This is a genomic window from Algoriphagus aestuariicola, assembly GCF_017254835.1.
In the GTDB taxonomy this organism is placed as follows: Bacteria; Bacteroidota; Bacteroidia; order Cytophagales; family Cyclobacteriaceae; genus Algoriphagus; species Algoriphagus aestuariicola.
This window is the reverse complement of sequence record NZ_JAFKCW010000001.1, coordinates 1,311,185-1,325,119: the sequence shown is the minus strand read 5'-3', so window position 1 is coordinate 1,325,119 and position 13,935 is coordinate 1,311,185. Positions and strand designations below refer to the sequence as shown.

Here is a 13,935-nt window from a genome sequence, read left to right as displayed (position 1 = left end):
GCCGCTGACTGTCAATTTCTTCGACTCTTATTCGCTTTTCAAACTATCCACTGGATTCATTAGGGCAGCTTTCAGACTTCTGGAGCAAATTGTCGCCAAGGCAATCAGCAAAGTCACGATACCAGCAATTACAAAAACCCACCATTCTACATCGACCCGGTAGGCAAAACGCTGGAGCCATTTATCCATGGCGAAATAACCGATTGGAAAAGCCAACAGAAATGAAAGCGCGACAGGCTTCACAAAGTCCTTGGTCAATAGGCCAACGATTTGTCCCGAGGTCGATCCAAGAACTTTTCTCACGCCGATTTCTTTGAAGCGCTGCTCTGCGGTATAAGTCACCAAACCGAACAATCCAAGACAGGCGACGAAGATGGTGAGCACGGCAAGAATGCTCAAGAAAGAACCCATTCTAGATTCCTGAACATAGGTTTCGTTGTACAATTCATCCAAAAACGAATAGGTAAAAGGTTCACCCGACTCAAATTCGTTCCAGGTCTTTTCCATATCCGCAAGCAAACCATTGAGATCGCCCGGCTGTGCTTTTACAATAAGGCTATAATACGGATTATAGACCATCATCAGCGGACTGACTGGCTCGCGAAGGGATCTCGCCACGAAATCCTTCACCACTCCGATCACTTTTACAGCTTCCCTCCCGCCCTGATTGTCCGTCATCATATCGAAGGTCTGGCCAATCGGATCATCGGCAATTCCCATTTCTTTGGCAGCGGTCTCGTTGATGATAATATTATTCGTCTCATTTCCGAATTCCAGCGAGAAATTCCGCCCTTGGACCAGTTCCATTCCGAGTGTAGGAATATATTCTTCATCGATCCCAAAGCGCATCAGCCGGATGGAATTTGCCGGAGAGTCATCCAGGTATAAGGCCTGAACACTCGTGTCGGTAGGTCCAGCTGGAATATATGCTGAAGTGGACACACTCACCACGCGGGGATCACTTTTGATTTTCTCTTTGAAAACATCCAAATGCTCACCCACACGGCCAGCATCCCTCAACACGATCAATTGATCCCGCTTGTAGCCCAATTCCTTGTTTTGGATAAAATTCATCTGTTGGGCCACCACTATAGTCCCCACAATTAAGACCGAGGAAACCACAAATTGAAAAACTACCAGCCCACTTCTAACACCGGATTTCCTAGAAACTAGCACCTTCTTTTTCAGGGAATCAATGGGCTTAAATCCCGATAGGAAAAATGCCGGATAACCTCCTGCCAAAAGTGTTACCAAGCCCAAAAGCACACCAAGAGAAATCAAATAGAAAGGAGAAAACAAACTTGAAACCTCAAGTGATTTGAAGGAAAACTCGTTGAAAAATGGAAGAGCCAAGACACAAAAAACCAAGCCGAGGGCCATTGCCACTACGATGGCAACCAAGGATTCCGCCAAAAACTGATAGATCAAATTCCGCTTGTCAGAGCCCATTACTTTTCTGACTCCGATTTCCTTCAGTCGTTGAGATGCTCCAGCGGTGGACAGGTTCATGAAATTGATGCAGGCGATCAGCAGCATAAACACCGCAATCACGCAATAGATAATCACGGTATTGAGATCGCCTCCCGACTCAAACTGTCCAGATCCTTTGAAAAGCGTACTGAGATGAATCTCGGTCACAGGCTGTAGATTGAGGTAGACGAAATTGCCTTTTGCAAAAAACTCATCGTAGCTCATCCCCATGCTTTCTTTCATCTGCCCGTCCATGTACTTCTTTACAATCGCTGGAATGTTTTCTTGAACCTGCTCAGCTTTTACACCTTTTTCAAGCAGCACATAAGTCGAATAGCTTCCGGACATCCAGCTTGTATTTTCCGAGTCGGGATTGCCCAGAAGAGAGGCAAACATATCGAAGTGAAAATGGGAATTGGATGGGACGTTTTCGATCACGCCAGTGATGGTGTAGTCTCCCGCCAAGCTTTTGTAACCCTCGTTATAGTAACCAATTTCCTTTAACTCTATGACTTGATTAATCGGGTCTCTTTCTCCGAAAAGGGCCTTTGCCTGATCAACAGTAATCACCAGAGAATTAGGTTTGGCCAAGGCGGCCTTCGGATTGCCTTGAAGGAAATTTAGGGTAAAAAGGTCAAAGAAATTCGGATCGACAAAAGCCGTCTTCCCCTTCCTCATTTCCTGGTCAGCGACCTTGAGTTTGGTGTTGTAAAAGACATTTCCGATGCGGGTGGCATCTTCCACTCCGGCCACTTCGTCGGCAAAAGTCTTCGCCACCGGAGCCATTACACTGGCTTCATTCAGCGATTCCTTTCCTAGACTGGCTTCCAGATTTACCCGAAAAAGTCGATCCGAATGTTCACTGTAACGATCATAGCTCAGCTCATCAAAGACATACAAGGAAATCACCAGACAGGTGCCTATTCCGATCGCTAAACCGAGGATATTGATTCCAGAAACCAGTCTGTTCTTTTTCAGATTTCTCCAGGCAATTTTCAAGTAGGTTTGAAACATTAGGTTAGGTAGTAGAAAGTTGCTAGTTCTTATTTCATTTTTTGTCGCATTCGACATTACTCACTTCGAAGGCTATTGACCGGATTGGCTTTGATGCTTTTGTAGGACTGGAAGAAAACAGTGCCCAGCGCCAGACCGAAACAAACCACTGCGGACACGGCAATGACCCAGTATTCGATACCTGTTTTGAATGCAAATTCCTCGAGCCATTGATCCATAAAATAAATCGCCGTCGGGATAGCAATCAAGGCCGACAATCCCAATAGTTTCAAGTAGGAAGAGGAAAGCATTAGGAAAATCTCTGGCATGCTTGCTCCAAAAACCTTTCGGATTCCAATCTCCTTGGTTCGCAAATGGGTAGTGTAGGAGGTCAGCCCAAACAAACCCAAACAAGCGATCAAAATGGAAATTACCGTCAGCACTTTCAGTAAATCGCCCATCTTCATATCCGCCCGATAAACCCGAGCAAAATCCTCATCCAAGAAGGTATAATTCATCGGGACTCGAGGCTCATAGGCCTTCCAGGCAGTTTCCAATTCAGCGATAGTCGATTCTATGGCTCCGCCATGAATTCTCACACTGATATAATCTCGCAAATAATATTCATGCATGTACTCCAGTACAAGAGGTTTGATCTCATGGCGAAAAGTCTCGAAGTTGAAGTTCTTGACCAAACCGACGACTTCAAGTGTCGCTTCGTCATTCGCTCCTTTGTTTTTGACAATCAACTGTCCGACTGGATTTTCCAAAATCCCCAACTGGCGCGCAGCTTCCTCATTGAGGATCACTTTGGCACTGTCCGCTCCGGCCACTGGAGAGAAGCTTCTTCCATCCAAAAGTTCAAATTTATAAGTGTTCAAATAATCCGCATCCGCCTCGTACCAGTTCATACCCTGCTGGTTATTGGTAGTAGGTAAATCAAATGAGCGCATCTGAAACTGCTCGGCCATGGGAATTCCCGTGGAAAAGCTGGCTGACTGAACCTTGGTGCTTCCCACAAATCGGGATTTGAAGTCCTCACGTTGATGGTTTTGAATCTCCCCATCGTTGTGGATGATCACGAGCTGGTCCCGATCAAATCCCGGGTTGGAATTTTGGATAAAGCTGAGCTGGCGCTGTACAAGGAGCGTGCAAATAATCAAAGTCAGCGAGGTAGCAAACTGAAACACCACCAATCCATTTCTAAAAGTATGGGAGTTCTTTCCTACGCTCAACTGCTTTTTCAAAATCAGAATCGGACGGAAAGATGACAAATAGAATGCTGGATAAAAGCCAGAAAGCAAAGTCAATATCAGCAGTAAGGCTGGAACTGTCCCCAGAATCAGTGGATTTTTGATCAGGTTGAAGTCAATGTTTTTGCCGGAAATCTTATTGAAAGGCTCATTGCAAAGCTCAACCACCACTAGAGAAAGTAAGAGACTCAGCAAAACCAACAAAAATGCTTCGGTAAGAAACTGTGCTACCAGCTGAGATTTTCCTGAACCGAGCACTTTTCTCACCCCCACTTCCATGGATCGGAGCCCGGCTTTGGCCGTAGCCAAATTCATGAAATTGATGCAGGCAAGCAACAGGACAAAAACCGCCACCAGAGAGAAAATGTAGACATAACTTTGGTAGCTATTGGCTTCGAGTTCTCGGAGCAAATGGGAATTCAGATGGATATCCCGAATCGGCATCAGCTGGAGGTTGTAATCAGAACCTCCTTCTTCAGTGGTAAAGCTTGGAACAGCGTAATTCTCGACGATTTGGTCTAGTTTCCCTTTGACCACGGATGCTTTTTCCTGAGGGAATTTTGCATAAGTGTATAAGATCGACCAAGACCAAGAATTCATCTGGAAAATCTCCTGATGCATTCCAGGCTCGTACACGAGCATGTCAAAATGCAAGTGACTTTGACTTGGCAAATCCTCAATCACGGCTGCGATTTCTCTCGGAGTTGGATTATTACTACCGATCAGAACGGCTTTTCCAATGACCTCTTGAGCGTGAACATCTCCAAAGTATTTTTTGGCCATGGATTCAGTTAGCGCGACCTGATTGGGACTGGAGAGCGCCACTTCCTTGCTTCCTGCTTTCAGGTTTAGGTTGAAAACTTGGAAGAAGTTGGGCTCTGCATAGAAGACCTTTGACTCGCGAAAAACCTGATCCTGATTCGGTCCTGAAGCTGGCTGAATGGTAAAATCATTCCATTTGAGGAGTCGGGTGACCGCTTCAACCTCAGGGATATCCTCTTCCATTCTGGACCCCAAAGCGGGAGGGGCTGTAGCATATCCAGCCGAGCTGAAATTGCCCCAATGTGAACTAACTCGAAAAACAGATTCCGAACCTTGGAAGTGCCGATCATAACTAACCTCATCCTGGATGAAAAGCAGGATCATCAAGAATCCACTAATCCCCAAAGTCAATCCAAAGACATTCAGCAGCGTATAGAGCCTGTTCTTTTTGAGCGTTCTCCAGGCGATTTTGAGGTAGTTTCTGAGCATGGCATTGGAAGTTAGGAGGTCGGGAAGTTTGGAACTCGGAAGGTCAGGAGGTTTTAAGACGTTTCCTCCTTGCTTCCTACTTCCATACTTCCTGACAACTATTTATTATATCTTATATCTAGCGACTTGCTACTTTTTACTAGGCACATCGTACTCCAATTCACTCCCCCTTCAGCGTATTTGCGGGGTTGATGCTCGCAGATTTGATCGCATGATAGCTGACAGTTCCGATTGCCATCACGGCCGCAAGAACTCCAGCCAATGCAAAGCTTTGCCAGCCTATATCGATTTTGTATTCGTAGTCTTTGAGCCAATTATTTAGCAAATAGTAAGCGATTGGGCTCGCCAAAATCAGAGAACCCAGAATCATGTAGATGAATTTTTGCGTCAGCATTCCATAAATCCCCTTAAAGGAAGCTCCCAGGACTTTTCGAATGCTCATTTCTTTGCTTCGCTGCTCTACCATATAGGCCGAGAGCGCAAACAAACCCAGACAAGCGACCAAAATGGCAAGGAAGGCAAAGCTGGTAAAGATGATTTTGATCCTTCGCACATTGTCATACATCCGAGCGAAAGTATCATCCATGAAAGCGTATCTGAAGGCAAGGTTTGGAGCAAATTGATCCCATTTGCCTTCTATGATTACCAGCAATGCAGGCATATCTGCGGTATTCGTTTTGACCGAAATGATGGTGTTACTTTTTCCCAAGAACATGGCAAGAGGCTCAACACGCTCTTTCATGTTGTCAAATCGGAAGTCTTTCACGACTCCGATGATCTCATTCAGTTGGCCAAACCGGGAGACTTTTTTGCCAATCGGATCTGTAATATTCAGCTCCTTGACCATCTTCTCATTCACGATGATCCCCTCGCGATCGGTGGTGATGGTCTTATCGAAGTTCCTTCCGGCAATCAGCTCGATGCCCAATGTCTCCAGATAGTCTTCATCGATCTGCCAAACCTGGCCGGAAACGGTTTGATCGATATTTTCTCGTCCTTCGTTGACAAAGGAGTTGCCGTTTCGTTTGGTGTTTTCCAAAGGCAGGTAGTCGCTGATCGTGACGGATTCGATCCCGTTGATTCGTTCAAGTTCGGCTTTGAATATCTCGTCTTTATCTCCCAGCATATTGGTGCCATAGAGCTGAATCACCTGATCCTTTTCAAATCCTACTTTGGAAGTGAGGATAAATGACAACTGCTCGTTGATCACGAGTGTGCCAATGATCAGGATGATCGAAACGGTGAATTGGAAGACCACCAAACTGGTTTGAAAACCGCCTGACCTGCTACCTAGGCGAAGTTTGCCTTTCAGCACATTGATCGGAGAAAAAGCCGATAGGTAAACCGAGGGATAAAATCCGGCAATTCCTCCCACCACCAAAGCGGAGAGTAAAAGGATGGGAACAAAAATCGGAGAGTCCCAAGGCAGGGCCAAGGCGATTCCGGTCATCTCCTGAAATACAGGCATAAAGACCTGCGCCAGCACAAGTCCGATCACAAACGCAATCGCGGTAATCAGCATTGACTCAGACAAAAACTGAAATACCAAATGCGTACGACTCGACCCCACTACTTTGCGCAAGCCGACTTCCTTGGCCCGATTGGCAGACTTGGCGGTAGACAGGTTCACGAAATTGATCGAGGCGAGCAGGAGGATGAAAAAAGCGACTGTGCCAAAGATCCAGACGATTTTGATGTCATTTCTAAATGGGGATTCAGTCTCAATGGCCGCTGAATACAGATGAATTTCCTCCAAGGGCTGCAGGTAAATCTTGGCGTTTTTCTCAATAGTCTCAGCCATAGCCAGCCCAGCTGCTGCCATTGCTGGCTTCAGGTATTTGGAGACTACAGTCGACCCGAGGGTCTGGCCAAATACCTCCACGCTCGTCCCAGGCCGGATAGATACGTAATTTTTATAGTTGCTTTGGATCCAGCGATCCTGCTCGCCTTTACCAAACTCAACCCCTGTTAAGGTCAAAAAATAGTCATAGTGCAGATGTGAGTTGGTCGGAAAATCTTCCATCACTCCAGTGATCTTACGGGGATCCTCCCGGTTGCCATTGAGGTAAATTACATGCCCGATGGGGTTTTGGTCTTTGAAAAATTTCTTGGAAACAGACTCCGAAATCACAATGGTTTTCGGTTCGGACAAGGCGGTTTGGCGATCGCCATAAACCATGGGAATACTGAAAATATCCAGTATTGCCTGGTCGGCATACGTAAAGCCTTCTTCATGATGCTGCATGGGCTCGTCATCGATCTGGATTTCATTGGAGCCTGCTCCGTAGAAAAGATCGTTGTCCATGATCCTGCCCGCCTGCTCTATTTCATCAAAATCAGCGTCTACCGTCCTTGCAAGATTTGCTGAAAAATGTGTCGTGTAATCAGTCGTCCCATCCATCTCCAAGCGGCCCACCACCCGGTAGATGTTTTCCGAGTTGGGGACATACTTGTCATAGCTGGTCTCGTGGAGGATATACACGGCGATTAGAATACAAGCGGCAATCCCGATACTCAGACCCGAGATATTGATCAGCGAAAAACCCTTTGACTTCAAGAGGTTTCTCCAGGCGATTTTTAGGTAGTTTTTGAGCATAGCGGTCTATGAGCTTGTCGAAGAGGAGGTTGGAGGTAGAGAGGAGCTTCTTCCCTGCTTCCGTCTTATTTTTTCTTGATTCCAAAGTCTAGCATCTTGATACTAGATACTTGATACTTTAATTAAACTCCAGATTGATACTGCCGCCCGAGCTCTGCATGGTGACAGGGATTCCTCCTCCGTTGATCTTGCCCAAGACTCGGTCTTTCTTGATTTCTCCGTCAAAATTGGAAAATGAGGAATTCACCCGTCCTCCGCTGAGATCCAGGTCTAGGCCCAAACCTTTGGGCACGATAGCAGTGATACTTCCTCCGCTGGATTTCATGGTCAGCTCCTTTTCCAAATCCGAAAGCTGAGCGCGGATCGATCCGCCACTGGTGTTCACATCTATCCTTCCGTTGATTTCCTCGAGGTTTACACTTCCTCCTGAAGAGCCTACCCTGATATCTCCAGTAAGTCCGTTTACTTTGATAGAACCGCCACTGGTCTGCACCTCCACATCACCCTCGAAGTTTTCCAGCCTGAATGAACCTCCTGAACTACGAGTATCCACCATGCCGCTACTGTTAAGCACTTGGATGCTTCCGCCACTGGTCGCAACCTCTTGCGTACCGTTCAGGCCATCTATGGCAATCGAACCCCCACTGGATTGAAATTTGGAGGACATCTCTTTCGGTGCTTTAATCTTGAAGGAAAGATTCAATTTGCTTCTGCCGCTGTTCATCTTTCTTTTCACGATCAGGGAAATGGTATTTCCACTTTGACTGATGTTGAGGTCGTAGTTTTCGAGTTCTTTCTCCACCGCAGGGTCTTCGGAAGAGATCTCACGTCCATTGAGTTTCACAAACATATCGACTACGACTTCCTTGTTGCTGCCGCCGGTCACCGAGACAGAGGAACCGGAAGTTTCCACCTCGAGCTGGCCAGAACCGCTGAGTGTAAACTGCTTGGTGAGATAGGGATCTGCTCTATACTCCGCGGCAGAAACCTGGAGCTGGGTTACCAAAAGTGACAAGCTCACAAGGACGAGGGATATTTTTACGCTTTTCATGATTAAACACGTTGTTGGAGAGTTGATGCAATCACTTGTTTCCACTATTGTGCCAGTAAAAAGCTAGATTCTGCACACTGAAAGGGGATTCTATTAGTATGTCGGAGACGCTCGCGAACAATTTTGTCCGCAAGCGGTCAGCGTTAACACTAAGGTGAAGGCCAGCTTATTTCACTCATTGCGGATGCTTTCTACCGGATCTGCCAAAGCCGCCGTCCACGCTTGTGAGCTCACGGTCACCAAAGCAACGACTAGGGCGATCAAGCCAGCCAGCCCAAACATCCACCATTGCACGGTGATTTGGTAGGCAAAGTCATCCAGCCAACGGTCCATGGCCCACCAGGCCAAGGGAATGGAAATCGCAAAGGCAACCAATACCAGTTTGACAAACTCGCCCGATAGTAGTCCTACGATGTCTCCCACAGAGGCTCCCAAAGCCTTCCGAACACCGATTTCCTTTCTTCTTTGTTCAGCGCTGAATGCCGCCAGCCCCAGAAGCCCAAGGCAGGAAATGAAAACCGTCATCTGTGTAAAAGTCCGAATCACCCCTGACAGCAGTTGTTCTTTAGCATATTGCCGCTCCACTTCCTGGTCCATAAAAGCATAGTCAAATGGCGTTTCCGGCATCAGTCGGTCCCACGCCGACTCCAGCTTGGCTAAAATCTCCCCGTACGCATCGCTGTTGGTGGACAGGATTAGATGGTTTAGGCGGTCGGCATTTTCGGTGTATTGGATCATGAAGGGTCGGATCTGCTGGTGAAGGGAATTGTAGTGGAAATCCTTCATCACTCCGGCGACCTCCACATAGGTGGCTTCGTCCCCATACTTGCTGTACAGCTTGGTTCCCAATGCGCTTTCCGCGTCCAGTCCGAGTTCAGACATCAGCCTTTCGTTGATGAGCACCTTACCCTCGTCCCCATCCCGCAAATCCCGGCCGCTGAGTAAACTGATCCCATTTACCGGGACAAAATATGGATCGCTGACCATGAATTGAGCGTTTTTGGCGGAGTTCATATCTCCGCCTTCCAGATATACTCCGACATCGTTGAAGACAAACTGGCTGGGATAATTATTGGTCTTGCTCGCATGCTCCACCTCCGGCAGCTGCCTCACGGCATCGACAAAAGCATCCATTTGAGCCTTGGATTCGGTGGAATAGAAACTGAATATCAAACGTTGATCTTTGGAAAAGCCAAGATCCTTTGCGTTGAGGAAGTTCATCTGCTGTTGGATCACTGTGACTCCCGATATGAGGACGATAGAAAAAACAAATTGGGTCACCACCATCACTTGGCGAATCCGAGTGGCGGATATGCGATTGGAATAATCGCCTTTCATGATCTTCACCGTATTGAATGAGGTCAGGTAAAAGGCGGGATAAAGCCCTGCCAGCAAACCCGTAGCCAGTACGATCCCCGCTATGATGAGCCAGCTGCTGAAGTCAAGAAAAATGCTGTTGCTGATCGTGGCATCAGTGAGTCTATTCAGAAAAGGCAACAAGGTACCAAAAAGCACCACAGCCACTGCGGAGCTGATCAATACCAAAAGCAGGGATTCGGCCATAAATTGTGTGACCAAATTGGCCTTGCTTGCTCCTATGACCTTACGCACGCCAACTTCTTTGCCGCGCTTCGTAGCCTTGGCCGTAGCCAAATTCATAAAGTTGATGCAGGCGACGACCTGAATCAGCACCGCAATGCAAAATAGGACATACAAGAAAGTGGGACTCACCACTTCGGCCATCTCCACATCGTAACCCATGAAGGTGTGGATCGCATCTACCCGCTGTAAGATCAGATTCTTGGACATCCCCACGCTTCGCAATTCCTCCTCCCCATATTTATTCAGAAAAGCGGGCAATTTGCTTTCCAAAGCAGTTGGATCTGTCCCAGGCATAAGCTGGATATAGGTCGAGGTAAAATTGTTTCCCGCCCAAACATTGTTTTGAAGGACGTATTCTCCGAGACCATTGCTGTTCATGGAGATGAAAAGACTTGCTTCCAGATGCGATTTGCCGAGACTTCTGTCCACCACGCCAGTCACCTCATATTCGCTGATTCCGTTGTTGTTTTCGATCTTGATCGTTTGACCCCTCGCCTCGCCGGGAGGAAAAAGTTTGTCGGCAAGGCCTTTCTCCAAAACCACCGTAAAGGGCTTTTTGAGTGCCTCTTGGGGATTTCCCTCTATAAAGTGATAGTCAAAAAGCGAGAAATAGGAAGAGTCTGCCAGTACGGCCTCTTTTTCATAGAGCTTGGTCTCGCCGGCGGAAATCAGGCTTTGGGCTATGCCCATCTTTTCCATTCTCACCACCCTGGCAAAGGACACTACCTCACCAAAGTCCCGCTCCAGAGCCGGACCGATCGGCGGCGAGCAGGAGGCCATGAATGTCTCGTTACCGCGTGCATTTAGGAGCGTAGTCACCCGATATAGCTCGTCAGCATGGGCATGATGGCGGTCGTAGCCAAACTGGTCGTTGACATAGATCATGATGTAGAGACAGCAGACGGTTCCCAGCGCGAGACCGGTGACGTTGATCAGGGAAAAAAAGCGGTTGCGGAGAATACTTCTCCATGCGATCTTGAGAAATCTGAGTGGCATAGGCTTTTTGGTTGGGATCTTTTCAAGGCAAAAAAAACCACTTCCGTGCCAGCAAAAACATCGTCTATGGCGCGCTCAGCGGCATTTCCAAAATAAAACTTGCTAAATCCTCGGACAATTTTGTCCGTCTGTGGGCAAAATCACGCGCATTGCTCCTTCAAAAATCCGCGGTCCTTTTCCTAGGTCAATATTAAATCAATACTCCGCCTTTTCCTTCTGAAAACTATACAGCAAGTACCCGAGCGAAGGCAAAATAAAAATACTTCCGATTAGCAATGCCCAGGCAAGGGTTTCAATGGGTTTGCCTAAAGCAGCGGAGTTGAAGAGCGTCAAGTTTTCTCCTCCCTGGAGAATCACCATGTCCGGAAAATAGTGGTAACCAAAAGCCAATAGAATCGCCGTCACCACCGCTCCAGCCAATAGACGCGAAAATGACTTGGTGGCCGTCGGCAGTTTAAGCCAAAGCAAGATCATGGCGAGAGTTGCCAAAAAGAGTATCCCCAAGGTAACCCATTCGGTGATCAGCAGCTCCACGAGCGGGACATTTTGGAGCTCTGCCGCGAGGAACACAATCCCACCAGCCAACACGGTCGCTAAGATAAAAAGCCGGGAGCGGGTAACAAAAAATCGTCTCTCGGCATCATTCTTTGCCTCTCCTACCAGAAAAACCGCCGTCAAAAAACCACAAATCATCACCGTAAACAATCCTACGGCTACGCTGAATGCATTCAGCCAAGACCAAATGTAGGAAGCCAAGAAATCTGGGGCATCCGGATTTATGCTCCCACCAACAGCTGCGCCAAAAATCAAGCCCAAGAAAAACGGGGTCACAAAGCTGGAATAGGCAAAAATCCAGTTGTAAACCCTCTGCATCTCATCCTCCACCGCATCGTAGTGCCGAAAGACAAAGGCTGTTCCACGGCCGATGATCCCAAACAGCATCAGTAAAAGAGGAATGTGCAAATGGATGGACAGCAGGGAATAGATAGCAGGAAACCCGACAAACAGGATGACGATGGTGATGATCAACCACATGTGGTTGGCTTCCCATATAGGACCGATCGTCTCGTAGGTACGCTTGCGGATCTTAGACTTCATCCGGTTCGGGGTGGTCAATTCGAGGATTCCCGCACCAAAATCCGCCCCTCCCAAAAGGATGTACATCAGGACGGCAAGAATCAGAAAGACGATGACGACGTAGAGCATGGCTGATCAGAAGGTTGAGGAGGTGGAAGTGTCGGAAGACGGGATGTCTTGGGAAGGATAACTTGGCACTGCCCCGATCTGCCTCATCAAGAGGAAGGTGACCACCACCGCTAGGGAAAGATAAACAGCTGTAAAGAGGTAAAAAGAATACTGAATCCCGGGAATGGGACTCACGGCGTCCTCGGTACGGAGGATCCCATAAATGATCCAGGGTTGACGTCCTACTTCTGTCACTGTCCAACCGGCCTCCAGAGCAATAAATCCCAGCGGCGTCCCAATTACAAAAAGCCAAAGGAACCAACGTGCATCGAGCCAAACCTTCTTTTTCCAAGTAGAAAAAAGGAACAGCAAACTCAAACCGACCAAAGCCATGCCCAAGCCAACCATGATCTGAAAAGCAATGTGGGTAATCAGCACGGGTGGATGGTCTTCCTCTGGAAATTGATCCAAACCAATCACCTCAGCCTCGAAGTCCCCATGGGCCAAAAAGCTCAAAGCTCCAGGAATCTCGATTGCATAGTTCACTTCTTTTTTCTCGACATCCGGGATTCCCCCGATGATCAAGGGAACGGACTCGCCAGTCTGGAAATGGGCTTCCATCGCAGCCAGTTTGGCTGGTTGACGAACGGCTATGTCTTTGGCAGAAAGGTCACCGGAAATCGGCTGCAGGAGTGCCGCTACCGACCCAAACACCAAGGCGATGGTGAAAGCGCTGCGGTGAAAGGCAATGTTTTTTCCCTTGAGCATCAGGTACGCGTGAATGCCTGCTACAGCAAATCCCGTGGAAACAAAAGCCGCCAGGGTCATATGCAAAGCCTGCGTAAACCAAGCGTCATTAAACATCGCTGCAATAGGATCGATGTTCCGATATTCTCCATCTACGAAGTCAAATCCCGCGGGGCTGTTCATCCAGCCATTGGCCGCGACAACCAGAATCCCAGATGCAAGTCCGCTGATACCAACTATGACTCCGGTAAACCAGTGAAACCAAGGATTGAATTTGTTCCAGCCATAGAGGAAGAAGCCCAAAGCGATAGCTTCGATAAAGAAGGCTGTGCCCTCTAGTGAAAAAGGCATCCCGAAAATGGGCCCTGCGTGAAGCATGAATTTGGGCCAAAGCAGGCCGAGTTCAAAGGAAAGCACCGTGCCCGAGACCGCGCCGGTTACGAAGAAAATTGCCACTCCTTTACTCCAGGCTTTGGTCAAATCCTTGTACAGCTGCTTTTTTGTCTTGAGGTATTGGTAATGGGAGGTTGCCATAAAGAAAGGCATCACCATCCCGATGCAGGCAAAAATGATATGAAAGCCAAGTGAAACGGCCATCTGCCAACGGGCAGCGAGTAGGTCTTCCATTTATTGCAAAATAAGGTAAGTGCTAAAAAACTGACTACTTCATTGACGCTTTTGCAGGCTGCTTGGTTCCCTAGTTTAGACTATTTTTCTCCAGTATTCCGTTCTTCGGAATTTGGAATTCCGAAGGGGTATAGCTGGATTTGAAATCTAGAGGAACGAATCTT

7 protein-coding genes are annotated in these 13,935 nt (G+C 47.6%); all 7 read right to left on the bottom strand.

Going from position 1 to position 13,935, the window contains the following annotated elements:
- Positions 1–27: 27 nt before the first annotated feature.
- The 7 genes from J0A67_RS05640 to J0A67_RS05610 all read right to left on the bottom strand — a co-directional run bounded on the left by J0A67_RS05640 (position 28) and on the right by J0A67_RS05610 (position 13,771).
- A complete protein-coding gene (locus J0A67_RS05640; protein ID WP_206568285.1) occupies positions 28–2,484 on the bottom strand; it encodes an ABC transporter permease in 2,457 nt (818 codons plus the stop codon).
- Positions 2,485–2,540: 56 nt separating this feature from the next.
- Positions 2,541–4,967 (bottom strand): ABC transporter permease, encoded by a 2,427-nt coding sequence (locus J0A67_RS05635; protein WP_206568284.1) that lies wholly within the window; start codon positions 4,965–4,967, stop codon positions 2,541–2,543.
- A 160-nt stretch (positions 4,968–5,127) separates the two neighbouring features.
- Entirely contained in the window at positions 5,128–7,563 is a 2,436-nt protein-coding gene (locus J0A67_RS05630; RefSeq protein ID WP_206568283.1) for an ABC transporter permease, read from the bottom strand.
- A 118-nt stretch (positions 7,564–7,681) separates the two neighbouring features.
- Positions 7,682–8,614, bottom strand: coding sequence for a DUF4097 family beta strand repeat-containing protein (locus J0A67_RS05625; RefSeq protein WP_206568282.1), 933 nt, complete (start codon positions 8,612–8,614; stop codon positions 7,682–7,684).
- Positions 8,615–8,785: 171 nt separating this feature from the next.
- On the bottom strand, positions 8,786–11,212 hold the full coding sequence (locus J0A67_RS05620; protein WP_206568281.1) for an ABC transporter permease: 2,427 nt from the start codon (positions 11,210–11,212) through the stop codon (positions 8,786–8,788).
- A 195-nt stretch (positions 11,213–11,407) separates the two neighbouring features.
- Positions 11,408–12,418 carry a cytochrome d ubiquinol oxidase subunit II gene (locus J0A67_RS05615; protein ID WP_206568280.1) on the bottom strand — a complete coding sequence of 337 codons (1,011 nt, stop codon included), beginning with the start codon at positions 12,416–12,418 and terminating at the stop codon, positions 11,408–11,410.
- Positions 12,419–12,424: 6 nt separating this feature from the next.
- A complete protein-coding gene (locus J0A67_RS05610) occupies positions 12,425–13,771 on the bottom strand; it encodes a cytochrome ubiquinol oxidase subunit I (RefSeq protein WP_206568279.1) in 1,347 nt (448 codons plus the stop codon).
- Between the last annotated feature and the right edge of the window lie 164 nt (positions 13,772–13,935).

Bases quoted from the DNA above. Each gene is read 5' to 3' on its own strand.
- J0A67_RS05620 (WP_206568281.1), bottom strand. From the start codon at position 11,212: ATGCCACTCAGATTTCTCAAGATCGCATGGAGAAGTATTCTCCGCAAC.
- J0A67_RS05625 (WP_206568282.1), bottom strand. From the start codon at position 8,614: ATGAAAAGCGTAAAAATATCCCTCGTCCTTGTGAGCTTGTCACTTTTG.
- J0A67_RS05615 (WP_206568280.1), bottom strand. From the start codon at position 12,418: ATGCTCTACGTCGTCATCGTCTTTCTGATTCTTGCCGTCCTGATGTAC.
- J0A67_RS05610 (WP_206568279.1), bottom strand. From the start codon at position 13,771: ATGGAAGACCTACTCGCTGCCCGTTGGCAGATGGCCGTTTCACTTGGC.
- J0A67_RS05640 (WP_206568285.1), bottom strand. From the start codon at position 2,484: ATGTTTCAAACCTACTTGAAAATTGCCTGGAGAAATCTGAAAAAGAAC.
- J0A67_RS05630 (WP_206568283.1), bottom strand. From the start codon at position 7,563: ATGCTCAAAAACTACCTAAAAATCGCCTGGAGAAACCTCTTGAAGTCA.
- J0A67_RS05635 (WP_206568284.1), bottom strand. From the start codon at position 4,967: ATGCTCAGAAACTACCTCAAAATCGCCTGGAGAACGCTCAAAAAGAAC.